General features: G+C 51.4%; 14 protein-coding genes and 1 pseudogene. 4 read left to right on the top strand and 11 right to left on the bottom strand.

The features are described from left to right. Window positions 1-47 precede the first annotated feature (47 nt). Entirely contained in the window at window positions 48-926 is an 879-nt protein-coding gene (galU, locus tag ACFPOF_RS02920; RefSeq protein ID WP_378129644.1) for a UTP--glucose-1-phosphate uridylyltransferase GalU, read from the bottom strand. Window positions 927-976: 50 nt separating this feature from the next. Further along, on the bottom strand, window positions 977-2,338 hold the full coding sequence (locus ACFPOF_RS02925; RefSeq protein ID WP_378129459.1) for a UDP-glucose dehydrogenase family protein: 1,362 nt from the start codon (window positions 2,336-2,338) through the stop codon (window positions 977-979). Between the two features lie 291 nt (window positions 2,339-2,629). Between ACFPOF_RS02925 and ACFPOF_RS02930 the strand changes: the two are divergent. After that, window positions 2,630-2,773 (top strand): annotated as a pseudogene (locus tag ACFPOF_RS02930) (helix-turn-helix domain-containing protein); the annotation flags it as partial. 138 nt (window positions 2,774-2,911) lie between these two features. Here the strand turns inward: ACFPOF_RS02930 and ACFPOF_RS02935 are convergent. From ACFPOF_RS02935 to ACFPOF_RS02970, 8 genes are all read right to left on the bottom strand, one after another. Next, the gene (locus ACFPOF_RS02935; protein ID WP_378129461.1) at window positions 2,912-3,211 is read right to left on the bottom strand and encodes an immunity 53 family protein; all 300 of its coding nucleotides are present in this window, start codon (window positions 3,209-3,211) and stop codon (window positions 2,912-2,914) included. 4 nt (window positions 3,212-3,215) lie between these two features. After that, on the bottom strand, window positions 3,216-8,972 hold the full coding sequence (locus ACFPOF_RS02940) for an RHS repeat domain-containing protein (RefSeq protein WP_378129463.1): 5,757 nt from the start codon (window positions 8,970-8,972) through the stop codon (window positions 3,216-3,218). A gap of 15 nt (window positions 8,973-8,987) precedes the next feature. Continuing rightward, a complete protein-coding gene (locus ACFPOF_RS02945) occupies window positions 8,988-11,588 on the bottom strand; it encodes an Ig-like domain-containing protein (RefSeq protein ID WP_378129465.1) in 2,601 nt (866 codons plus the stop codon). A 1,122-nt stretch (window positions 11,589-12,710) separates the two neighbouring features. Further along, entirely contained in the window at window positions 12,711-15,233 is a 2,523-nt protein-coding gene (locus ACFPOF_RS02950) for a U32 family peptidase (RefSeq protein WP_378129467.1), read from the bottom strand. A 138-nt stretch (window positions 15,234-15,371) separates the two neighbouring features. Then, window positions 15,372-17,342 (bottom strand): stalk domain-containing protein, encoded by a 1,971-nt coding sequence (locus tag ACFPOF_RS02955; protein ID WP_378129469.1) that lies wholly within the window; start codon window positions 17,340-17,342, stop codon window positions 15,372-15,374. 44 nt (window positions 17,343-17,386) lie between these two features. Next, a complete protein-coding gene (locus tag ACFPOF_RS02960) occupies window positions 17,387-18,514 on the bottom strand; it encodes a S1C family serine protease (protein ID WP_378129471.1) in 1,128 nt (375 codons plus the stop codon). A 184-nt stretch (window positions 18,515-18,698) separates the two neighbouring features. Continuing rightward, window positions 18,699-20,615, bottom strand: coding sequence for a copper amine oxidase N-terminal domain-containing protein (locus tag ACFPOF_RS02965; RefSeq protein WP_378129473.1), 1,917 nt, complete (start codon window positions 20,613-20,615; stop codon window positions 18,699-18,701). A gap of 190 nt (window positions 20,616-20,805) precedes the next feature. Continuing rightward, on the bottom strand, window positions 20,806-21,024 hold the full coding sequence (locus ACFPOF_RS02970) for a DUF2759 family protein (RefSeq protein WP_378129475.1): 219 nt from the start codon (window positions 21,022-21,024) through the stop codon (window positions 20,806-20,808). A gap of 629 nt (window positions 21,025-21,653) precedes the next feature. Here ACFPOF_RS02970 and ACFPOF_RS02975 point away from each other — a divergent pair. From ACFPOF_RS02975 to ACFPOF_RS02985, 3 genes are all read left to right on the top strand, one after another. Continuing rightward, window positions 21,654-23,270: a nitrite/sulfite reductase gene (locus ACFPOF_RS02975; RefSeq protein WP_378129477.1), complete on the top strand. Its 1,617-nt coding sequence runs from the start codon at window positions 21,654-21,656 to the stop codon at window positions 23,268-23,270. Window positions 23,271-23,373: 103 nt separating this feature from the next. Beyond that, window positions 23,374-23,547 (top strand): hypothetical protein, encoded by a 174-nt coding sequence (locus tag ACFPOF_RS02980; RefSeq protein ID WP_378129479.1) that lies wholly within the window; start codon window positions 23,374-23,376, stop codon window positions 23,545-23,547. A 71-nt stretch (window positions 23,548-23,618) separates the two neighbouring features. Further along, a complete protein-coding gene (locus tag ACFPOF_RS02985) occupies window positions 23,619-24,224 on the top strand; it encodes a hypothetical protein (RefSeq protein WP_378129481.1) in 606 nt (201 codons plus the stop codon). Window positions 24,225-24,269: 45 nt separating this feature from the next. On the opposite strand, the gene ACFPOF_RS02990 is transcribed toward ACFPOF_RS02985, so the two are convergent. Then, on the bottom strand, window positions 24,270-26,348 hold the full coding sequence (locus tag ACFPOF_RS02990; protein WP_378129483.1) for a LuxR C-terminal-related transcriptional regulator: 2,079 nt from the start codon (window positions 26,346-26,348) through the stop codon (window positions 24,270-24,272). Window positions 26,349-26,355 lie beyond the last annotated feature (7 nt).

A 26,355-nucleotide genomic window follows, 5' to 3' on the forward strand; every position in this document is an offset into this window, starting at 1 on the left:
TATTTTCGTACCGAAATGTTTGCTTAGTTTTCTTGATTCGCTGCAGTTTATTGCCCCAACTTCTCCAGCAAATAAGCGCGAACCTCATCTTTCAAATCCGGCCTCTCGAGAGCGAAGTCGATGATCGTCTTCAAATAGCCGAGCTTCTCCCCCGTATCGTAACGCGTGCCTACGAAGTTATACGCGAATACCGATTCGTCCGCCATAAGCCGGGAAATCGCATCGGTTAGCTGGATTTCTCCGCCCGCGCCGACGTCTTGCGTCTCGAGAATATCGAAGATAGCCGGGGTTAAAATATAACGCCCGATAATGGCCACATTGGATGGAGCACGCTCGACCGAAGGTTTCTCGACGACGCCGCGCACCTTCAAGATGCGATCGCCGTCGCCGCCTGTCGGATCAGGGTCAACGATACCGTAGCGGGAAACTTCGGCGTCCGGCACTTTCTTGACCGCAAGCACCGAACCTTGCATACGGTCGTACACATCCATCATCTGGCGCAGGCACGGCACGTCGTCCGATTGGACTATGTCGTCGCCAAGCAGCACGGCGAAAGGCTCGTTGCCGATAAACTTCCGCGCGCACCAGATCGCGTGACCAAGACCGCGCGGTTCTTTCTGCCGAATATAGTGAATGTCGATGAGGTCCGATGGCTTCTGGACTTCCGATAACAAGTCGAGCTTCCCTTTGGCGAGCAAATTTTGCTCAAGCTCGAAGGAACTGTCGAAGTGATCCTCTATGGCGCGCTTCCCTTTGCCCGTCACAATGAGAATATCCTCGATTCCCGAAGCGACTGCTTCCTCTACGATATATTGGATGCCGGGCTTGTCGATAATCGGCAACATTTCCTTAGGCATCGCTTTCGTAGCCGGCAGAAATCTTGTTCCCAGTCCTGCCGCTGGGATAATCGCTTTGCGTATTCTCATGCTCATGGCCTGCATCCCTCTCCAACTATCACGAGAAACGCGCGCAGCGCTTACGCCAGCTCGCTGAGCTTCCGCGATGCGGTTGCCGCCGACTCCTTCGGCGCTGCCGGCAACCGGCCAACACCGATGCAAACGACACCTTGCGCGTTCAGCGCAGCCGCATCCAGCGCGTTTCTTCCATCCATAATTATAGGTCTGTTCATCCAGTTTTTAAAGTCATGTGCCTTGATTTGGCGAAATTCCCGCCATTCCGTCACGACAATCGCTGCGTCGGCCCCCTTCAGCGCCTCCTCTGCAGATTCGCAGATCTCGACACCAGACGGTACGAGCTTCCTCGCTGCGGCATTTGCGCCAGGGTCGTATGCCGATATTGCAATACCCGGATGTCTGCGCTTCAGCTCTGCGATCAAGCGGAGCGACGGCGCCTCGCGGACATCGTCTGTGCCCGGCTTGAACGCCAGCCCGAGCAGCGCGACTTTACGGCGGGACGGATCGGTCAGCGCCGCTTCCAGCTTGCGCACCATCCGCAGCGGCAACATCGCATTCGCCCGCACAGCCGCTTCTACGACCGTTTGCGGCGCGCCGGCTTCGTCCGCGATTCTTACGAGCGCCCGCGTGTCTTTCGACAGGCAAGAGCCGCCGAACCCTAGTCCCGCCGCCAAGAAATGCGGGCCAATGCGTGGATCTAGCCCAAGCGAATGAGCGACGGACGGATAGTCGGCGCCCGTCTGCTCCGCAAGGGCGGCAATCTCGTTCGCGAACGAGATTTTCACCGCAAGGCACGCGTTGGCAGCCAGCTTCGCGAGTTCGGCACTGCGGCGATCAGTCGACATGATCGGTCCCGGCAGCCGCTGATGCAGCAGTGTCAGACGTTCCGCTGTCTCAGGCGAAGCCGTACCGATAACGATTCGGGTCGGCTCGAAGAAATCGCGAACAGCGCTGCCCTCTCTCATGAATTCCGGAATGGACGCGACATCGACTTCGCAATTTTCCGGCAATCTTGCCCTTAGCCGCGCCTCCGCCCGCTCCGCCGTACCGATCGGAACGGTGCTCTTGATGACAACGACACGTCTCCCTTTATCCGTCCACGGCTCGAACCGATCAACGACAGACCAAAGCGCTCCAAGCGCCATCTCCCCGCTGTCCTCGGAAGGCGTTCCTACCGCAAGAAACGTCATTTCAGATTCCGCCAACGCCTTGGACGGATCGTGCCCGAAGCTCAGTCTCCCCGCTGACACGTTACGCGTGACGATCGACTCAAGCCCCGCCTCGTGGTAAGGTACAATCCCCCTCGACAAGGAGGCAATTTTGGCCGTATCGATATCCGCGCAGTGCACGAAATGTCCCAAATCCGCAAATCCCGCCGCCGTCGTCAATCCGACGACCCCCGCTCCCACGACTGTTATTTTCATCGTCATCCACGCTCCTTAAGACGGCGCTTTCGCCAGTATCTGAACAGAGTGTAGCATCGGACTGTCGGCGGATTTCGAGTTTTATGTAAGGGGAGTGTAAATAAAATGAAAACCACATGGGAGCTATTACACCTGCATGTTGCAATAATATTTAAGATTTATTGGAGTCGTCCTATTGCCGTTCAATGGACATGAAGCGTTTCCCCCACTCAGAACAGTTGCAGCTCCAGAACCAACGACCAATGCTGCTCCTTCATACATAACAGCTATATCGCCAGCCATCTTGCCTAGCTCACAGACATTCGCCACGCCGCGCTTAGCGAGCTTTCCAATTCCAAGCGGCAGAACATCAACTTCCAGCATATAGAGAAGATCGCCGAAGCACTTGATATTGCCGACATACGCGACATCGTCGATCTCGTCGACGAACCTTAACCGTCCAACTCGGGCGGTTTTTCTATTTGGGATAGTGAGCGTTAAGTTCATCCTGACTTAGCCGCCCGCTTCATTCGGCACCTGGTGGGAACAAAAAATACCACATGCAAGTTATTACACTCACATGTGGTAGTAATGTTATTCTGATTTAAGATTAGTTACCCAGTCTCTAAATATGTTTAATATTTCTCCCAAATTCTTTGGCCCTCCTCTCCCCTTAAAAATCCCATCCTCAATAAAGCAATGCAGCCAATTCTCATCACTGCGTTCAATTTCCATTGCACTAAAACTCTCGTGTTCAATATCAGTATCTACCAAACTAATATCAACTGACCAACCTGGATTATCAAGTGTAACAATCTGTATTCCATATCCATGTTCCCAATCATCATTACAATTTCCGTTAAACCAATCTTCAAGCCATAAAACAACGTTCACTTAATCACCTCTTTTTTGGCATTTCATTTTTGGTAGCTGGTCTTACCCCACCCGGAACTGACTTACTGTTTACATGTGGAGTAGGTACATTTTGCTTTGATACTTTATTGTAGTGACTTGCTCCTACTCCGTCATAACGTTGAACCTTATCAAACCCATTAGGGTTTTGAGGATTTGACTTGTAGGTTTCATAATTCGTTATTTCATTGGTTTTTGGGTCTCTCTTAAAAGTCGTATGGTCTCCCGTAGCATTTGGGTCTGATTTCAGATTGTTTTTCCCTTTACCTGTATTTGGAGACCCTGAAGATATGCCACTAGCAAAACTATAAGTATCCTTAGCAAGGTTTCCACCGGCTTTGGCAGCCATAGCCACACCTAAAGAAGCAGTTACTGCTGCAGCAGCAGTCAGCGTTCCCCCACTCAGAACAGTTGCAGCACCAGAACCAACGACCAATGCTGCTCCTGCATACATAACAGCCACATCGCCAGCCATCTTACCGAGCTTATAGTAGATGGAATCGTTACTGTAACCTGTCTTACCTCCAAGAGATTCTACAACGCCAATCGTAATTCCTTTAGCCGCATTTCCTACTGCTTTTGCTGCATCTGCCAACCTTGAAAACCACGAATGTCCAGTAGGGTCAGTCATAATAAGCGGATTGTTACCGACGTAGATATACAGATTGAGCGTCAGCGGATTGTCAATCTGCCCCTCAAACGTATCCTCGTTAATAAACCTGCCCAGCTTAGGATTGTAATACCGGGCGCTCAAGTAGTACAAGCCGCTTTCGTCGTCGTATACTTCGCCCGTGTACTTGAACGGGTTGCTCATCGTCTCTGACTTCGCGGCAAGGTTGCCCCAGATGTCGTAGTCGTAGCTGTTCAGCACCGTGCCTGAAGCGTTCGTGATTTGCACGACGTCGCCGTGGCCGTTGTACTGGTAGTAGCCGGCTTTGTTCGCGCTAACGTCCTGACGGTAGAGAAGATCGTTCCCCCATACATTCCGGGCTTTTAGATTGCCTTGGCCGTCGAGTTCCTCAAGTAGCTTGCCGCCCACGTAGATGTAACGCGTCGTGACGCCGTTAACCGTTTTCGTTGCGCGTTTGCCATCTCCGTAGTAGGTATACGAAGCTGTTGTTCCTTTAGAGTCCGTATACGTCTTCAGTTGGTTAAGCGCATCGTACGTGTAGCGTTCACTTCCGCTTGTCGCGATCGGCGCTTCGCTAGACTCCATCGTCAGACGGTCGCCGCGGTCGTTGTACGTATATTTCTTCTGCTCCGTACCCTTGTCTTCCTGCCGAATACGGTTCACGCCGTCATATTTGTACTCGGCATGGTCGCTGACGCCTGACCGGACACGATCGAGCGTGTTGATATTACCGAAACCGTCGTAACCGTACGTTTCCGCCCAGTTCGTCACGGTGCCTGCGCTGATCGTGTGCGTTTGCAATTCCAGCAGCGCATCGCGCTTCGTCTCTTGCTTGACGTTATTCGGGAACTGTACCGTCGTGGCGTTGTTATTGCTCGACACTGTATACGTGTAGTTCACCGGAGTCGCGCCGAAGTCCGGGTAAGTAACCGTCGTTAAACGATTCATTCCGTCGAACGTATTGACGACCTGCTTGTTGTCCGGATAAGTGAGCGTCGTGTTCCGGTCGTATGCGTCGTACCCGAAGCCGTAGGTGCGACCGGCTACCGTTTCTTGATCTTTTCTTTTCCACTGGTCGTAGTGATAGCTTTGCGTTTCGTTCCCGCTTGTCGTCACCGACTGCAGCAATCGGGTTGTCGGATAATAGCTGTTTTGCTGCCAGTAAATCTCTTGATTCGCCGCGTTCTTCACCGACATCCGATCGACTTCGTTGTAAGGCGTATAGGTATAATAGCGGTTTTGCCCCATTTTGTCGGTGACATGATCGATAGAGCCGTTGTTCGTGTAATACGTCTTTTCCTCTTTGCCTTCCGCGTTCACGCTCTTCAGCAGCCAGCCCAGCTCGTTATAGGCTTTGCTCTTCTGAACTTTCCCGTTAATCGTAAAAGCAAGCATCTGACCGAGCCGATTGTACGTAAACCGATACACTTGACCGATATGGTCCTTTAAGTAAATCAGTTTCCCGCTGCCGTCGTAGCCGTAGGTCGTCACCTGAATGCCCGAAGACGTGGACTCCTTCTTCTCCAGCATCTGGCCGGATGCATTGTAGGTAAACGCCGTCGTTTTAACCTTGGCTTGGTTCGGCGTCTGCTCGATAGAACGGATCGTTCTGCCGTAGGCGTCTTGAATATCGATCGTTTGTCTGCCGTCCGGTGCGATCGTGCTGCTCGTCTCCGTCCAGCTGTCGTAACCGCCTGGTTGGTTCAAAAGCGCCTGGTTCGTATAATACGCAGTGGTTTGACCAAGCGGATTGGTCGTTGCCTTGACGCGTGACTTGGAATCGTACGCATATTGCGTCGCCAAACTCGTTTGATTGTACGGCAAAGACTTCAGTACGTTGATTCCGTCTTTCGTTTCGTTAACTTGAGTGACACGCGTCGTACCATTAACGGTACGTTGACTTTTCACGTCCAGTCCGAAAGGTGTGTAAAACGTCTCCTGAATTTCGCCGTCCGGCGTCGTGACTTTCACTTTGCGAAGCGAGTCGTCGTATTCAATGGAAGTCAGTCTTGCCGCTGCGCTCGGCGTCGGCGCAGGAGTAAATTTTTCAGTCAAAACGCGATCCTTATCATCATAAGTCCAATCCTCGTAACTAAAATCAGGATAAGTCGTCTTCAACACGTTGCCGCGAAGATCGTAGTCGTAATCGACGGTCAGCGCGGTCTGCACTTGTCCCGTTCCTAACGAAGCAAGTGTCGTTTCGATATCGACTTGCCCTCTTGTTGTGTACGTATAGCTTCTTGTCGTAGTCGTCGTATCTTGTCCGTATTGATCGCCGGAAGCGGACTCAATCGTCTTCTTCGGAAGATGCAGTCCGTTATACTCCAGATATTCGGTCGTCAAGCTATCCGTCTTTGTACCGCCAACAGCCGCAGCATCTTTGTATTGCGTCGACGATACTTGCTTCCACAACAAATTACGCTTGTTCGTATCCGAATCGTTAGCGGCGTAATAAGTATTCGTGTCTACCGACGTCAAGGTGCCATCCTGCGCAGTGTAAGTCTTCTTGCTAAGCTGATGGAATGGACCATTATACTCGAATGCGGTCACATTGCCTTGCGCGTCCGTCTCGCTGGCCACTTCACCCCATGAGTCGAACGTATTCGTCGTCGTTTGCTTCGTGATCCGGTTCGCAACGTTCGGAATCGACGGATTTTGTAAATCCGTTATCGTCCCGACAAACGTATGCGTGGCCCGCGGAAGCTTCTGTCCAGGCTCGTATTCGTAGGCCGTGACTTCATGCGATTTCTGATTATACTGGACATTCTGGTACGTGTAAGTCCAAGGGTTAAGCCCGGTAACTTCTGTCCAATCGAACGTCTTGACGAAGTTCTTGCCGTTATTGGCATATTGGCTGTAAGTGAAGTTCCAGAAGCTGTCGTCCGCATTCTTTTCGCCTTTCTTAACCGTTTGCTTGTCCCCAAAACGGGAGCTTAAGCGAAGTCTCGGGTTGCCGTTCTTATCCGTCTTCCAATATTCCTTCCAGTTGAATCCATGGTCCATATGCAGGTTGTAGTAATAATCCGACATCGACTTCGTGATGCCGTCTTGTGTATAGCTGTAATCCACCCGCTCTACCGCATGGTAGGAGACGTACTGCAAAGCGAAATCGTCCTGATACGTCCGCGTCGTGCCCCGCGCGTCTTCTTGCGCCTGCCACGTCGTCTGCGTATACCAGCTCGGGCTGTAGTTCTGATAGTTGAACTGAACGGCCAAGCCGTCGAAGTAGTTGATATTCTTCAGCAGCAAATACGGAATCTCCCCGTATGTGCTCGTATTGTTCAGCCGTATGTCCGACAGCTCAATGAACTGTCCGTCGCTCCACGTATCGATTGAACTCGTATAGTTCGCGCGGGAAGGCTCGCCGTTAGGCGTCGACCAGTAAGAGTAGCCATCCGGCTTGAAGTTGAAATCCGCTAGCTTCGTAGAATCGACGGTATAGTAGGTATAGGATTCCAACGTCTTGTTCGCTTGAATGTCGGTTACGTTGTTAAGCTGCCAATAAGATAAATTCTCCGTTACGTTCTGATAGCCGCTTACCGTCCATTTGCGGTACGTCACCGCGGAAGTCGCCTGCGAGGCGTTATATTGCACCTCGCGAATCGTGCTGGTCCCGTCCATCGCTTTAATGCCAGTGATTCGCTGCGTCGTGCTGTCGCGCGAGATAGTAATGATGCGACCGTACGAATCGGTAATGGTGATCGCACCCGGCGCATAAGCATATGTCACCTGATCGCCGAACTCATTCGTTTTGCTCATGATATTGCCTTGGTCGTCGAACTTATACGTAATCCGCCCGTTTACCGTGATGCTGTACTCGTTTTTGTTCGTAGTCGTATTGAGAGTTTTGTTATAGCTGACATTCTGATAGGGATAGTCGAAAACTTGTCCATTGCGGAATTCGAACGAATCCCCGGTATCCAGCGTAAACGATACTTTCTCATAGGCGGTACTCAGCGGGGTCAGCGCATAGCCGTCCTTGTAGCATACGTTCGTATTGTTATAGCCCCCGCTGCAGCTCTGGCTGTAGCGGTAGTTCTGGACTTCTGCCTGAATGTCGGCTTTTTCCATCGCCGGCAAAGACAACGTCCAGCCAGTGGCGATAAAACCTCGCATATCCGTCAACGTCGGAGCTCTGCCGAGATTGCCTTGATCTTGGGCATACGTATTCGTCGCGGCGTCGAGCAGCGTCGTATATTCCGGATTCAAGATTTTACTGCTTAGAGAGCTGTAATTTCTCGAAAGCACGATGTCGAGTCCGCTCTTGCCCGGAAGCGACAGATCGGTCACCCCGTGATTGGCCGTGCGGTATGTCGCATCGACGAGATCGTCCGTGTTCGTCTTGTAGTTGTACTTGTTCTTAAACTCCGTCACTTTGTAGGACGAAGTCGCGAGTGCTTTTACTTCGGACTTGCTAGCAACAAGCCCCTCTTCTCTGTCTTTGGCTTTCTTGTACTTCTCTCGATCTGCGCGCGCTTCTTCTTTGTCCTTCTCCTCTTCCGACTTGTCGTAGAGAATCGGATGCTTGTCCATATATTTCTTTTTGTTAGTCAGGTAGTCGAAGTTGTCGACGGCTGCGGGAGCTACGCTGTCCAAATCGTCAAGTTGCTTGGCGGTAAGCTTCGAAAGCTCTTGAGCAACCTTCGACGACTCCCACTTCAGCAATTCCTTCTGTTCTATATCCGACAACAGCGCGAAATAATTCGGATTGTAATAAGACGATAATTGCTTCATCGCGGATGAAAATTCGTCTTTCGCCTTTTTGGCGCGCAATTTCGGCGTCTTTAGCTTGCTCTTGAGCAGGTCCTTGACCTTCTGAACTTTGCTTGGATCTTTCGCCAAGTCGGCCGGCTGCGCGGGATCGGCATCTTGAAGTGGCGTATTGCCGTAAGGATCGATCGTCTGCTTCTGCCCTGCGATATCGTTAAAGCTCGGCCTGGAAGCCGGCAAATCCACTGGCACGTTCGGAACCGGAAGACCATCGTAAGGAATAAAATCTTCCTCCGTAATCGGCACGACATTGGGAGCTTCGGCGGATGCGAAGTTAGGAACAGTCGAGCTGAACAATAATATTAACGTGAAAAATAATATCGATAACTTCCTTCTCATCATAAGTCGCATCCTCCGTTATTCGTCCACTTCGATCGTTTGATAGTCGGTATCCGTCTGATTGCCGTTTAAGTCGTACTTGTATTCCGCCATGTAGAGATGCAGGCCTTTTTGAACGTTCATCATTTTCAGTCGACCCGCGGCATCGTATTGGTAGTTATAGAGCACGCGACTGATGCCGAGCGTGTACGGTTTTAAGCTGAAATCGCCGTTTACTCCTGATAGCTTGATGTAGTAAGTTGCTCCCGCAGTCGCTCTAAAGCTCAACTCTTTAGCTTCTCCGGCCGGTTGATTTCCGACCGCAATCGTATTCTGGGCAGCGTCAAGTATGGCGACAGCGTAATTCGCTCCCGCCGGCACTTTAACCGTGAGATGATAGAGCCCTGTGAATTGCGGCGTAAACTTGTAGTAATCGATGTCCGTTGCCGATTCGATCGTTCCGGAATAAACCGTGAACGCTTGGGCAGCCGATGCTTGCGCGGGCGTATCGTTCGGCTCTTGCGCATCTTGAATGCGCAGCCAGCCCGGCGCAGACCATGCGGACCAATTGATACCGTCGAATACGCGTACGCGAACTTGATAGTCTTGATTACGTTTCAGCGAGCTATCGATCGTATGCACGCCTTGGTTGCCGATTCCGGCATAAGAAACGGCTCCGGAATCGTACTTTAACGAAGTTAATCCGCTATCCCACGCTTGTACTTGATACTTCATGAATACCGTTCCCGAATCGGCGTCTGATTGATTCCACTGGATCGTTGGAGAAGTTTGTGTCACGATCGTAGGAACACTTGCCGTTCCGTTCGGAGAAATTAAGGACGCAACAGGTTTATGATTATCCGGGAGCTTTAGCACGATATCGTCAAATTCAGCCGAACCTTGTCCGTTTGCTGCCGTTGAGGCGAGTCGCAAATGAACTTTGGCAGCGGAAGTGCCTACCGGAGTCACAGCGTCAACCGAAATCGGAATATAAGCCCCGCCGACCGTCGTAACGTCTTGCGTCAGCGTATCCAGCAGCACGTTTTCCGAGTTCAACCACTCCACGATGATAGAAGCCTTCGACCCTATGGATTGCGAAAGCTTAACTTGGGACTCGAAATGAAACGGCATCGAGCCGCCAATACTGACTTGTTGGGTCACCTCAGCGATATCCCCTGCTGGCGCATCCATCAGTTTCAACTGTTGTGCGTATGTTCCGGAGTGCGGTTGTCCCGATAAGCCTGCATATGCACCATTGATGGCATCGGAAGCCGTTTGCCAGCCGTACGTGTTATTTGTCGCGCTGACCCAGCTATCGCCGACTCCGGGAGTGGTGGCGTTCTCGGATTCAAACCCGCCGTTTAATACTAGGTTTCGCTGCTCACCGTTTGATTCCGTTCGAAATGCTAGACCTAATGTCCCCCACTCTAGCGGAATTTTTACTACATAACTCGTATCCGGCATCAGCAATTGTTGTGGAATAATTTTGATATTGGAACCTTCTGCTGTGATCGACACTTGAACTTTTTCTCCGCGACTTGACAGTGTAATTTCGGATGGCCCCGGCATTATTGAAACAGGTTGATTAAATTTCAAATTTATCATTGTGTCTAACGGAACTTGTTGGCTCCCGGAAGAAGGGAATGATGATTGCAGACTTAAGGGATAAACAGTTGTTCTAAAGCTGTATTCGGAACTAGCCGCAGAGGCATTTCCGGCAGCATCTTTTGCAATTATTCTAATCAGATAGGTTTGATCAGACTCTAAATGATTCAAATTAAAGACTGGCCGCGTCGATGTTCCCAACAAAGATGAAGTTGCAGCATCGTAAATCTCGTAAACCATGACGCCGAAATTATCGGTGGATGGGGCCCACTGCAATTGAGCAGAATCAAATGTAACATTCGTTGCCGTGATCGATGTTGGCACGCTTGGCGGTTGCGTATCCGGAGTGCCGTCCCATGGAACTGTCGCCACGCTAAGCGGGCTGCTCATTGCGGAAATATTGCCGCCCCGGTCAATAGATTTTACGGTAAAACTATATGTGCGATTTTCGATCAAGCCGTTTACCGGGAATGAAGTTATGCCGTTCGAGCGGCCGAGGAGTTGACCGTCCTGATAAACCTGATAGTCGACGGCATCGGCATCAGCGGAGGGATCCCATGCCAAATCAAGCGAAGTCACGTTCTGTCTCGGGGACTTCAAACCCAACGGAGCTGCCGGAGCTGTCTTATCGTAATTAAAAGTACGAGCGATCACATTCGATTTCGCGCCTAATTGGTCCTCCGACCATACGGAGAGCGTATGATTGCCTTCCGTCCAGGACGGGTCCGCGTTGAGTGTCAAAGGTCCAAAGGCTTGCATGCCGCCTGTCGTCGTCAGCGTTTGAACATTACTTGCCGTCACCTGATTGTCTATTTTGTACTTCACCGTGACGGTATCGCCGGCATCCGGTTTGTTGATAATGCCTTTAATCGTAAGCGTATTGTAACCGGGCTGATTGGATACGATCGTATTCTCTTTAGGTAAAGAGAGATCGAATTGCGGCGAGCTGTTCTCTAGATAGTTGATAGTTACGGTGTAGGAGTAATAGTAATTGTAACCACCACTATATAAATAGCCTGTATAGTTTTGGGTCAAGTAGCCCGTTCCGGGGTCGGTAGCGGTTCCAGAATAGTTTTGTCCATATACTGTTGGAATTGGCTTTCCTATATCTCCAGAGTAATCAGCTCGCCACACTCTGACTCTCGTACATGTTGAACAGGGGCCATTATCGGAAACAAGTGTAGTTCCCACTCTTGGAATTGACCCTACGAAACCATTCGAATTTATAGACAGAGAACTCGGAGCAGCCCCTGTACACGATTCATTTCCCTGATAGACGCCATTTTTATAGATTGAAGTACATGTATTAGTGAATGATCCTGTAAATGTTTGATATAACGTATATCCAGGTGTGGATACATAACAAGAACCGCTCATAGGCAAGCTTCCTGAGTAGTAACCCGATGAGTAGGAATAACTACTTGTTGATGGGCAAGAACCTGACTGAGTTAGCGTTGCAGAAACAGTAGTGGAGCTAGGCGGGCGATAAGGATTCGTTGGAACAGGACTTCCATTCTTGTAAAGGTATCCTGTATAACCAGAGCCATCGTTATAATAGAAGCTATCTTGGAAGTTACCACTCACACTAATAACATACTTTGAAGCATACATTGAGTATTTATAGCTATCGTATATCGATGAAGTAGGGCTCCCGCCCCCTGCCGTAATCGTAACTTGATCCCCATTCACTGTGTAAGTAACTGTTGCGTTTGTTGGCTGAACCGTAACACTTGTTACTGATTTCAAATTCGGAAGCGTCACCGTTTGCGTACGGCTTGCATTCGAACTGCTATCCGGGAAAATAGTTTGGGTCGTTCGAACGGTAGCTGCCTGTGCAACTTGGTCGTATTCCGTTAAGAACAACCCTCCTATCAAAAACACAAAACAAAGCAACGCGTGTAATGCAATTCTCAACTTCTTCATAGACTCACAGATCCTCCCGATTTAATGGTCAAAACGAAGTACAATATCGAATTTTATATGTATTTCACAAATATGGTAGAGGTGTATTTTGTTGATTGTTGTCGAATATTATCGAATCAACTAATTTCTCGCAAAAATATGCATTTTCATGGAATGGTTGATATGCATAAGAACAGCAAAAAAGCGCGCTCGCCAAATCGCGTAGCGCGCTTTTTTATGAATAACAACTATTTTCTACTTCACCAACTGCCCCCGGGTCACGCCGAGCTGATTCGTCGCCTTGAGCTTCTTCCACACTTCCGTGCCGCCGATCCGACCGTCGATCGCCGCGCGGTACAGCGACAGCACCTCGCGCACGTTGTCCGCGTTCTCTTCCAGGAACTCGACGCGGTAGGATCGAACGCCTAACTCCATGAACAGATCCAAATACTCCGCCCCGGATTGCTCGATCGCGTTGTATACCGTGTTGCGGCAGCCTTCGTCGACGCGCACTGGATGCGACATGCCAATCCGGTCCTGCAGCGACGCGCGCTTCTCCTCGCACGGGCGGCCGCAGTTCGTATAGTTCGTGCCTTCGCTCATGAACGTGCAATAGACGCAATGCTCGGTATGGAACATCGGCATGTGCTGATGGATGACAAGCTCGAGCCGCGACGTGTCGGAGCGGCGGAGCATGTCGACCATCTGCTGAATGTTCAAGTCGTACGAAGGCGTCACCCAATCGAGTCCCGCTTCGCGGAAAAGATCGACTGTCTTATGATTGGCCACATTCAACGAGAAGTCGCCAATCAGTGTCGGATGGTCTTTGTCCGGATTCTCCATCCGGTCTTTCAAGTAGTAATACAACGCGCCGGTGTTACGCACGAGTACTGCATCCGGCTTCAGGTTAAGAATGTTCCTGTGGTAGCCGTTCTCGCCCGGCATGTGAATACGCGGCGTAACAAGCGCAATGCGTTTTCCCGCTTCGCGGCATACGCGTATCGCCTCCGGGAATTGCTTGATGAACTCGAAGTCGGCGTAGATCAGTCCGACTTCCGTCTCCGCGACCGCCTTCACCTGCTCCAGCGTCCGGCACAGCGCCGTCAGCGTGACTTCGCTCGGCTCCACGGACACATCCGCACCATCGGCGGAATCCGCGAACTCGTCGATCGTCCGCTTGATATACCGAGGCGGCAACTCTCGCATCGCTTCCAGTTGTTCGACTGCTTCCCGACGAATCCGGTTCAACTCGCTCTTCGGCACGATGACGTCGCCTTTCAAGGCGACCTCCAGCCTATCCAACGCATACAGCGTGCCGCCGAGCCGCCCTAGCTGCTCGCCAAGCACTTCCTCACCAAGAGGCCGCTTCTCCGCGCGCTCGAGCGGCATCGTCGACTCGACCGCTACGGTCGTTCCTTTGCCGATGTCGGTCCAGATTGTACGCAGCGGTGCACCTTCATGCCCAAACACAGACACGGCAAGCGGGAATGTTCGGTATGGCTTCTCCGTCTCGAACGTTCCGCGTAGCCTGCGATCGAGCGCCGGATCACTTGTCTTCCAGATGCGATCCCCTTCGTGCAAGCGCGTCAGATCAACGTCGTTGCGTCCCGGCACAATCTCGATCCGCGAACCTTCGGCCGCTTCGCCTTCCAGCTTGATCCCTCCGCTGCTGCGCACGTCGTACACGCGGCCGCCCTCTTCCTTCTTCGTCGGATCCCCTGCGTCGAAAACGATGCCGTCGCCGCGCTTCAGCGGCGCTTCCAGCACACAGATGACGGCATCGCGCAAGATTTTCTCCACTCTGCCCAAGTACACGCCCCGGCTTTTCGGGAATGTTCCTTCGACAAGCTGTTTGTTGTTCGTACCGTCCAAGAAGCCATGCGTGAAGCCGCGCGAGAAGCTCTGCTGCAGTTCGCGTACTTCATCTTTAGAGGGTCCGGATTCATCGCCCTCGAAGTACTTGTCGATCTCCTTGTTGTACTTACTTACGACGTTCGCGACGTACTCCGGACTTTTGAGCCGGCCTTCAATTTTGAACGACGTCACGCCCGCTTCGATCAATTCCGGCACGATATCGATCGCTGCCAAGTCTTTCGGCGACAGCAAATAAGCGATGTCTCCCATCGGTTGTTTTACACCGTCGACCATCAAATCGTACGGCAAGCGGCAAGCTTGTGCGCATTCGCCGCGGTTCGCCGAGCGGCCGCCCCACACTTCTGATGTCAAACACTGACCGGAATACGAGACGCACAGTGCGCCGTGTACGAACACTTCCATCGGCAGCTTCGCTTGCTCGCCGATCTTCTGGATTTGCTTTAAGTTGTTCTCGCGTCCAAGCACGACCCGTTCGATGTTAAACGGCTTCGTGAACTCAACCGCTTCCGGCGAAGTAATCGTCATCTGCGTCGAGCCGTGAATCGGGAAGTCCGGAGAAATCTCGCGAATCATTTTCACAAGGCCGAGATCCTGAACGATGACCGCGTCCACGCCCGCGTCGATGCACGCCTCGATTAGCTTGCGCGCCTCCGGTAGCTCGTCCTCGAACACGAGAATATTAAACGTCAGAAACCCTTTCACTCCGTACTTATGCAGAAAAGCCATAATCTCAGGCAGTTCATTCATCTGAAAGTTGTGAGCCCTCGCCCTGGCATTAAACTTCTCCACGCCGAAAAACACCGCGTTCGCCCCGTTCGCGACCGCCGCCCGCATACATTCCCAATCCCCCGCTGGGGCAAGCAATTCAATATCTTCACGCCGTAAAGCGTTCTTGTCCGTCATGTATCAATACCCTCCAAGCCGCGTCGCCACGCGGCGTATCTTCCGCTAGTATACCAAAAACGGGGAGTACAGGCCAAAAAAAGAGAAAAGCCGCCCTGCGGAGGAAGGTTCCTCCAGAGGGCGGCAATCAATGAGACATTAACGAGCGGGTATGGTAAAGGAATTGATCGCGGATTCCAAGCTTTTCTTGACGAAATCCGTTCCTCTCGCGAGATAATACAATCCCCATACGGTGTACACTTGACCATTGTTGTATACGTAGTACATTGTCATTCGGTTAGGTGTACTTTTGTCATCGTTAGTTTTGTCTTCAACCACGACTTTCTTCGCCTGCAATCCATTTAACGTCGTCACCGAATTTTCGATGACCGTCATTTTGGAGTTTTTGGCGGTCTGATCCCGATAAAACTGGTCGAGATAACTCGACAAATCGCTAAAGCTGCTCTCAGGGTCTTTCCAAGCGTCAACGCCGAAACCGCCGCCGTCAAAATCATACTCGATACTTTCTTCCTCGAAGTTCTTTTTCGAGCCAGTCCAGTATTGCGGGAACATTACGCTATAACCGTATTTATTGCTTTTCTTAGACACAGTAGCTACCCGGTCTGCCTCATCGGCATCATCGAGAATGAGTCCGAAGTTTTTCTCGACCGTCCCCGTATTGACCTCCAACGTCCGCAGTACCGTATCGAACAAATTCGCGTACGTCGATTTGTGGCTATCCAGATAAGCGATTTCCGTATAGTAACGATATTCGCCTTGAATTGCGAACACTTCGTACTCTTCCCACCACGTTTCCGTATCGAACGAATAGGAAATTTTTAATGCTTTCGCAGGGACACCGTTCCATACAACATCTTTCTGCTCGAGCACTTTCCTGTATTCCGGCGCGAACGATTGTTCGAAACGCGCCTGCTTGCGCTTCAGCCAAGCGTCCGTCGTGTCGCCGGCTTTCTTGGAACTGATATCGACATACATGTATGCGTCGCTTGTGTAAAAGTAAGGATAAGCGGACTTGTCGTCGATCGACCATTCTTTCGGAAGCTTCACGGCCAAGCCGTAATCGTCATTGGAGAACGTCTTGTATCCGTCGATAATTTGAGTGAAATCTTTCAGAGAACGGTCAGAGCGGTCGAAGGACGTCTTGAAGCTGTCGAGCACTTGCGAATAACGATTCAATTCTGTAGCCGATGTCGCCCGCTTGCCGAAATAGACGACATACAGGAAGCCGTTCGCCTGAATGGCCCGCGATTCGAAGAAGTAACCTTCGTTATTTTTGGAGACGATCTTCTCGTAAGTTCCTGTCGGACCGCCGGCGACCGTGCGAATATCGACCGCTTTTTCCGTTTTCGTGAAATGCCCGTAAATGGACGTGCGTTTCTCAGCCGTCGTCAGGTCGTTTTGCGCTTCTTCGACGAATACGCCAAGTTCATAGTCTTTTTTGATATCCTGAAAAATAATATAATCGCCGTCGTCCGACTGATCGACCATCAACAGTCCGGTCGGATAACTCATCGTCCAGCCATAATAGCTGTCGCCAATCTTCGATTTGCCGAAGTCGCTGTCGATAATGGACACCGAACCGCCGTTTCCTGCGTTACCTGTGTTGCCCGTACCCGCCGCAGCAGTCGCAGATACGACGCCGGACAGCACGATTTCTTTTGTTTTCGCGTCCGTCGACTGCTTCGCGCCGAACGTTTTGGCAACGGGAACAAGCGGTACTGTCAATACGCCGTTTTTATTCGCCGGAGCGACGGCTAGCGTCGTATTTTTCCCATCGATCGTCGCAGATTTGTTGCCTGTCGTCATCGTGATGACGTGTTTCAAGTACGTAAGCTTGATCACTTTGTTGTTCGTCAACTGCAGCTTCGCGCCGAAGCCTTTGGCATTCGTGAACACGCTAAGCGGCACCATGACGTTGTTCGCAGACAGGAAAGGCGCTTGAATTTTGATTGCCTCACCGTTGATTATCATTTGGGCGCTGCCCACTTTCAGGCGAATTTCCTTTGTGCCCGTCGCCGTTGCCGCGCTTGCCGGAAGCGCATAACCGATAAACATAATAAGCGAGAGCAATAATGCCAGAGCTTTGGTGCCGATGGATCGAGAAATCATTTCTCATTGCCTCCGATTGGTGTGTGATGAATAAATAGGATAAATTAGTTCGCCAGGCTTTCCGATAGAACAAGCGCCTTCGTTATGAGATCCCCGTCGGAAAGTATCGTCAGATTGACCGTTTGCCCAGGCAGATACGCTTTCAGTACCTCGTTCAGTTCTACCTTGGTCGATATTTGCTTGCCGTTCACTGCGTATAACTGGTCGCCCGTCTGTATCCCGGCCTTCTGCGCGTTAGGCGATGCGATAGCGAGAATCGTCATCGGCTCTTCCGTCGGCAGCCCGACAACCGCTGACCAGCTCTCCTCAAGCTCCAGCCCGAGCGAAGGGCGTTTCACTTTACCGTACTTGTAAAAATGATTTAACACATACTGCACCGTGTCCGCCGGAATCGCGAAGCCCATGCTGTCGATGTCGACGTCGACGAACTTCATCGAGTTGATGCCGACGATCTGCCCTTTCATGTTCACGAGCGGACCGCCGCTGTTGCCGGGATTGATCGCCGCGTCGGTCTGCAGCAAATTGTAATCCGACGAGATGGAGCGATTCATTCCGCTGATCACGCCAACGGTAGCCGTGTTTCTGAGCGAGAAGGACACCGGCGTGCCGATCGCAACAACCGTCTCTCCCACTTGCACTTTTAGCGGCGCAGGCGCGAACGTGGCCGTCTTCAGTCCCGTCGCATTAATCTTTACAAGCGCAAGATCGCTCGTCACGTCGATTTGCTTGCGCGTGCCCGCATACTCTTTGCCATCGGCCGTCACGACCACGATCGCGTTCATATCTTTGACCACATGGGCGTTCGTCACGATCCAGCCGTCGGCTTTAACGATGACACCGGTGCCGTGCGCGAGCGAGAAGCGGTTGCCCGACTGCCCGTCCGACGGCTTGCCGATAATCGCTACAACCGTGGGCGATACTTTCTTCACGACGTCCGGCACGCTTGGCCCGGGCGAATACGTGTATTTCTTCGTGCTTGCGTCGTAAGTACCCGTGCCCCCAAGCTGTGCGGCAAGCGACGATGCTTTCACATACACTTCTCCGCCGATTACTTTCGCATCTACCGTTACCCCGTTACCTGTTTCATTCGCCGCTCCGACGGTACCAGCGATACTCAAACACGCGACTAGCGAAGCCGCGATCAGCCACCGGCGACGTTTTACTTTAATCAAGTCGACTCTCTCCCCGAAATTTATCTCTAACAGGCTCACTCTATCATAATTAGTGTTTTCTGGAAACTAGATTTTTGGGGATTTTTCCCTTCTACTCAACATTATTTTTCTACGTCGGATGGGGGATGAAAGAAAACCGCCCTGCGAAGGAATAGTCCCCACAGAGCGGCTCTCGTCAAGCCCTTTAATTAGACGTCCATTTGAATGATGCCAGCGCATCCTGAAGTTGTTTCACGTTCAGTTCCGACGTGTACATATCTTCGATGACGCCTAGAACAAGGTAAACCGTGCCTGCCTTCTCAAACAAATAAGTAGTTGTGCGCGTTGGCGTCTCAGCACCGCTCAGCGTCTTCTCCACAAATTTATAAGCCTCGACGCCGGCAAACGTTTCCTTCGTCCTCGACTCAACGATCGTCCCGGTTAAACCGGAGTTGGCGTATTTGTCCATTTTGTCCAACATTTCAGTCAGATTCCCGTTTTCCAACGCTGCGACCCTCACAGAGACACCGATGCCTTCCAAAAGAACTCCGGACCTTTCCATGTCGACGCCGCGAGCCCAATATTTCGGCACGGTAATGCGGTACCCATATTTTTTGCTTGTTTTCTCAGTCGTTTCTCGCAACTCTATGTCATTTGAATCCGGCAAATAACCGAAGTCCTTCTCTATTTTGCCTAAATCGACTTTCATGTTTTTGCTCATCTGCTCGAAGATCGTTTGTATTTTGTCTTTGTCTTTCTGCGGGTAAGTCAGGTTCAGTTCCAGCTTATGCTTGCCGTTCATCACGAAAATCGAGTACTCGTTCGTCCAGTCTTTCAAATTATCCGTGTAAGAAATCTCTAACAGCAAGGCAGGAACACCGTTCCATGTCGTCGGCGTAATCGTCGATTTCGCGCGGTAGTCGCTATTCATCAAATCCTCGTACATCTTCTGCCTGCTTGCAACCCATTGATCCAACGTATCGCCCGGCTCAGACGAAGTCACCTCAAAAGTCAGCTCAGCGTCATCAGGCCCGACAAAAGACAAACCATTCGATTCTGAATGCTTAACCCACTTTACAGGCAGATTGATCTGCAACCCATAGGCTTTATCCTCAAACGCGATCAATCCGTTCTTCACTTTGGTCAAATCTTTGAGCGACTTATTAGAAGCGTCGAAACTCGGTTTGAAGCTGTCCAGCAGCGCGGCATACGCGCTAGTGTTCGAAGCGGCTTTCCCTTTCTTCGTCAGTATTACCGTATAGAAATGATCGTTTGCTTGTATGCCCCGATACTCCGTCGTCGTATCGCTGTATTTCGTTACGACTTTCTGGAAAGTGCCGCCCGGCTTTTTGATCGTGGAAACGTCCAAAATCTGTTCGTCGTCTATAAAGTTGTCGATAATGTAATCCCTTTGATCCTTCGAGTCCATCGATTCGGAAGTTTCTTCAACCGACAAGGCCAAACGATAATCGCCTTTCACGTCTCCGAATGTGATCCAATTTCCCGAGCTGCTGACATACCCTTGTACCAACCCGGTAGGATAGTTCATCGACCATTGATAGTAGCTGTCCCCGATCAGCGATTTGCCGGAATCCGAATCGATGCCCGTCGGCTTGTTGCCCGAAGTGCCCGAAGCGCTCGTAACACCGTTAATGACGTATTCTTTCGTTTTCGCGTCCTGCGTCACCGTTTTCCCGAATGCTTTAATGACGCTGGCCAGCGGAACGGTCATCACTCCGCTTTTATTGGCAGGCGCTGCAGGGACAGTTGCTTTCTTGCCATCGATCGTTGCGGATTTCTGTCCGACGGTCAGGACGATGTTATGCGTGCCATACGTCAACTTAATGACTTTATTATTGGTCAGTTGGAGCTTGGCTCCGAAACCTTTCGTATTCGTAAACACGCTTAACGGAACCATGACGTTGCCGGAGGATAAGTATGGCGCCGTGATTTTAACGATTTCGGTATTGATTTTCATCTGTGTGCTGCCGACTTTAACCCGAATCGTAACGCCGGTTGTCGCCGCGGACGCCGGAACGGCATTCATAGCGAGAAGCACGAACGCGAGCGCTGCCAACAATATGGACTTGCTTCTTAATTGGATCTGGTTGAGAAATTTCATCGTATGAGTTCCCCTTTGCAATAGATCGAAATGATTTTATATCTCTAACAGGCTCACTCTATCATAATTAGCGTTTTCTGGAAACTAGATTTATGGAGATTTTAACCTGTTTAAACGCAACAAAAAAAACGAACCGGAGAGTTCGCCTCTCCAGCCCGCTTAACGTCGTTCATTATTATTGCTATCCGTTCTAAAATACCCAACCGCTAACCATCTTGTAATCGGCGGCAAGGAATACGAGCAATGAAACCGTCGCGAAACCGATTGCCAGTACGTTCTTGCGCGGCCGCTGCATCAGCAGGCGCACGAGTCCGATTGCGATCAAGATCGTAAACACGAGCATGAAAATATCGAAGTGGGAGTATGTACTTTTAACAGCTTCCGTTGCGTTCTCAGCAAGAAAATTCATGAGAGTGACCTCCTTCGCGGCGCTATTTCGCATTCATTTGAACCTAATGAACCCATCTTTATCTATGTTAGCTTCTGCGCGCCCCGCTTGCAAGTCCGAAGTTCGCGCCGTAACAACTTTGTCACACTTCCAACGTTAGGATGTCCCGATTCGTCACGGCTCATTTCGAGTTAGGGGGAGTTGTTCGATTTTTTCGCGTAACTACCTCCCGTGAGCCTCATTCGAGGGGGAGTTGCTCGATTTTTTCGTGTAACCGTCTCCCGTGAGCCTCGTTCGAGCATGAGTTGTTCGATTTTTTCGTGCAACTACATCCTGCGAGCCCGTTCGAGCATGAGTTGTTCGATTTTTTCGCGTAACTGCCTCCCGTGAGCCCTGTTCGTACATGAGTAGTTCGATTTTTTCTTGTAACTGCCTCCTATGAGCCTCGTCCGAGCGGGAGTTGCTCGATTTATTCATGTAACCGTCTCCCGTGAGCCTTGCCCAAACTCGGGGACACATGTTTCGGTTGGCGATGTTTTCCTATGCGAATATTGTCGCTTCATCTGATCTGTGGTACGATTTAGGCGCATTTGTATTCATACCAAACGAATCGGAATGATCAATATTCCTGCGAAGGGAGTCGCCGCAACATGACTTACAAGGCGGTATGGATGGATCGCGACCCGTCCAAGCTTAATAAGTTTGAATTTTACAAAATGGAGAAGGACGGCCTGGACATCATTCGCGACATTGTCGAGAAGTACTCCAAGGAAGGTTTCGCCTCTATTCCTCAAGAGGACTTCAATTTGTTCAAATGGGCGGGGGTCTATCAGCAAAAGCCAAATACCGGCCATTTCATGATGCGCATCCGGATTCCGGGCGGCGTGCTTACTTCGGCCCAAGCTCGCGTGCTAGCTCAATTGGGGCGCGAATATGGGCGCGGTCTGATCGATGTGACGACCCGTCAGGCGATTCAATACCACTGGCTCGAGATCGAGCATATGCCGGATATTTTCAACCGTCTCGAAGCGGTCGGCATGTCGGCTTTCGAAGCTTGCGGCGACTGTCCGCGCACGATCGTCGGCAATCCGCTGGCCGGCGTGGATCCGAACGAACTGTTCGATACGACGCCATGGGTGGACGAGCTTGAACGTTTTTTCCTGGGCAACAGAGACTTCTCCAACTTGCCTCGGAAATATAAGATTTCCATTTCTTCGAATATCTATAACAGCGCAAATGCGGAAATCCAGTGCTTGAGCTTCACTCCGGCTTCTAAAATCATTGACGGCCAAGAGGTGCTTGGGTTCCACGTCCTCGTCGGCGGCGGCCTGTCGGCCAAGCCGCATCTGGCGAAACGACTTGATATGTTCGTTCGCCCGGAAGAAGCGCTGAAAGTCGCCATTGGCGTGACAACGTTATTCCGTGATCATGGTTATCGCGAGAAGCGCCACTACGCCCGTCTGAAATACTTGGTGGCGGAGTGGGGCATCGAGAAGTTCCAGGAGGAACTCGTGAAGCTGATCGGCGAGATGCCGCCTCTCGGCGATGACCGCACCGTCGGATGGAACGCGGCTTATTTCGACGGCGTACACCCTCAGCTTCAATCCGGGCTGAATTACGTCGGACTTAACGTGCCTGTCGGGCGCACGAGCAGCGACGAATTCAATCAACTTGCCGATTACGCGGACAAGTACGGCGACGGTACGATTCGCACGACGGTGACGCAAAACATTATTCTGACCGGCGTCGCTGACGATAAAGTCGAATCGTTGCTAAATGAACCGCTCCTGCAACGGTTATCGCCGAACCCGAACCGGTTCATGAGCCGTACCGTCTCTTGCACAGGCAACGAGTTCTGCAACCTCGCCATCGTCGAGACGAAAGAATACGCACGCCGAATCGCCCTCTACTTGGACGAGCACGTCGAGATCGACGAACCGATTCGTATTCATTTTATCGGCTGCCCGAACGGCTGCGGCCAGAAACACGTTGCCGACATCGGCCTACAGGGCTCATTGGTCAAAACTCCCGAAGGCATGGTTGATGCTTACGACATCGCCGTCGGAGGAACGCTCGGACCTGGGGCCAAGTATAACACGGCACTTAAAGGCCGCGTAAGAAGCGATCAGGTCGGCAGCGTATTGGCCCAACTCATCCTTCATTACAAAGAATCCCGCGAAGCCGGCGAATCGTTCCACCAGTTCGTTGAACGGGCAGGCATCGAGGCGATGCAGGCGAAATTGACTGAAATATTGGCCACGGCTTAGAACGAGCGAATATCCTTTTCACGAACCATCTCCCTACCGGGGGATGGTTTTGTGCTTCAAGGAGCCATACTAGAAGCACAAAACCGAAGGAGGCCGCACACGAATGGAATCCGGAATTAACGAAAACAGCTTCTCGCTCGCCCTGCTCAAACCAGACGAAGTGGAAGAAGTCCGTGCGATGGAGCAGAAAATGACTGAGAAAGTCGGACACCCGATCAGTCTGATCGCTTATCAAGCAGATGTCGACGAAGACATTGCAAGCGGAAAGCCGAATTGAGCCGAACCAAAGAATGGAAAAGGAAATGATGTCCATACTAGAGGGGAATCCATCTCTTGGGAGGAACCTCTATGCGTGCTAAAAAAATCGTATTGCTCGCGCTTGTCGCGCTGCTGGCATTCGCCTCGACCGCTTCGGCTACGGGCCTGGAAATCGTCTCTCACCCGGATCACGAACGGCATGGTCACGGCGAAGAACCTTCTCTCTCACCCGACCATCATCGCCAGCATGGCAAAGAGCAAGCGCCGGTCATGGACTGGAGCAGCTTCCCTGCCGATATTCAAGCGCTGAAAACTCAGCTCGATCAAATTCGCGGAGAACAGAAAAATCTGTTCCAACAAATGAACGCAAACCGCGACCAGATCCGGGAAGCCCGCAAAGCTTTGACGAGCGACCAACGTAGTTCGTTAAAGAAACCGGCTTTGAAGCTGATCGGACAAATGAAATCGACCCGCGAGAGCATACACAAATTGCGCGGCAAGAAACGTGAAGCTTGGGAAAGCTTTCACCAGCATACCGAAGTCAAGCAATGGAGCAACGCCAAGAACGATCTCGAAGGGATCGTCAAACAGAAGAAGCAAATTCTCGCTCACCAGAAAGAGATCGTGAAGCTGCAAGGCGAGTTGCTCAAATTGGTAAGCTCCTCGAATCAGTCGAACGTCGATACAAAGAAATAACAAAGAAGACGGGTCCGGCCTTCATGGATGACCCGTCTTCTTCGATTATTCGGCATTATCGGTCCGGCCGGCCAACACCGCACGAGCCAATTCGGTTCTATTCCGCAAATGATATTTCGACAGCATCGCGTTGACGTGTTTCTTGACTGCCGCTTCGCTAATAAACAGAGAGGCGCCGATCTCGGCGTTGGTCAGCCCGTTAGCCAACAGATCGGAGACTTCCCGCTCTCTCGGCGTTAATGCTGATAGTACCGCAGTCTCGCGCTGCAATCGCGTTTGATTCATTCTTGATGACGTCGAAGTCTCCTGCTCCGCCCCATCTACCGCTTCCTCATCCTGCAGTTCCGGCACCATTTTCCGCAAATAGGTTGGAAGCTTCTCTTTTCTCGTATCGAGAATGTATGCGCAGGCGGCTCTGTCCATGCCATACCCGTCGTGCTCCGTTCCGGGAACGGATTCGAAGCCAAGACCGTCGCATGAAAACTCATAATAATCGAGAGGCGGCGGCGACTGCACAAGCAGCGCGCCCTGCAGCGCCAGCTCGAATACACATTGAACGATCTCCGCGCGCAGTTCCTCGTTCTCCAAATTTTCCGCGTCCATAGCATAAATAAACCAACCGATCGATCGATCCGTAGCCGCGCTCGTCCAAGCTCGTACTTCCGCTTTGCTTAACGTTCGGAAATACGAAGCCGACAGTGCCGCTTCCTGCAAATAGGGCAGTGTGGACGCCTGGATTGGCACGATTGCAAACAGCCCGGCGATGTGGCCTTCCGGCGCGCGAACGATCCGAAGCGCTCCGCAGTTCAAATCGATTAACATACGTGCGTCTATCTTCTCGAGCCTTAAGACGGAATGCTCCGGCGGCATGTCGAAGCGGAAAATATTTTCCGAATCGGAGCAGCGGATTTTCCATTCGCGGTTGTTGTTTCTTCTTCTCGCGAAGTAGGATTCAATCTCGTCTATATGACTTTCGTCAGCCGGTTCCGTGTAATACCGCGATGTTCGGGAATGCCTCAGATGTGCTCGAAGCACCGGGTTTGAGGTAAACCTCAGCAGTTGGGCAAGCGGCCATGCCGGAGAGCGGCCTCCCGCAGCATCTTGCGTAACAGCGCGATAGTAATGCTTCGTTGCCCTCTTCACATACACACGAAACGTTTCTGGTGTCCGTTCTTTGAACGTACGGCGCAGCGTCTCCCATACTCTCTCATTTAACTCCCATCCGCGAGAGCATCGATTCACGAAAGAAAGCCCGATCAACCGGTCGAATAAAGAGTCCGGCACTTCCTTACCCGTTATCTCGGTTAGCAAATCTTGATGGAACGAACGAGATACCGCGCTCGCGTACAACAGTTTGCGAAGCTCGTCGTCAGGCGCTTCTTCCAGCCAATGGCCGATCTGTGTACCGAGTGGATCCTGGGTAATAATCCTTTTTCTGAAAATGGTACCTTCCCCCGGGAGATCGCCGAGCACAAGCGCAAGCGATAACGGATGACCGAGCGTTCGCAGCCACAACTCGTCCGCGTCATTGTCATCGGATATGCCCCACACAGGCAAATAGGCGCAAAACTCTTCGTATTGAAGCTCCTTTAACGGAAGGCGCACGATTAACTTTCTCCATGAGGGCGAGTGAGCCCACGGCCCCTCCAATGGGAAACGCCCCGCAATAACAATAAGCACGTTCGAACCGAGTGCCGGGATAAAAGCTTTCCTTAGCCAAGCATCCGCCCCGCCGACTGCCTCGAAATTGTCGAGCATGAGCACGAACGATCGATTTGCTGCCTGGCGATTAATCGAAGACGTGCATTCCCGCAGTGTAAGGTCGCCAGTCGGCTCAGAATCGGGCATCGCCTCCCAGATCAATCGCAAGAGCGTTCCAGGTTCCCCAAGTGCCTCCCGAACGTCCACTGTCGCGGAATCGGCCCCGCTTAGGATCGCAAGAGATTCGAAACGGGACAGCAATTCCGATTTGCCGATACCCGCTATACCGAAGACGTTAAGGATGCGTTCGGACCGATCGGCGAGTTGGCCGACATATTCCATGAATAAATCGAGCTCGAACTCACGCCCCACGAAGTGTCGGTTTTGCATATCTGCCAGTCGATCGCCGATCGTTTCTCCCATTGCGTTG

It is taken from the genome of Cohnella soli (assembly GCF_042655525.1).
Lineage (GTDB): Bacteria > Bacillota > Bacilli > Paenibacillales > Paenibacillaceae > Cohnella > Cohnella soli.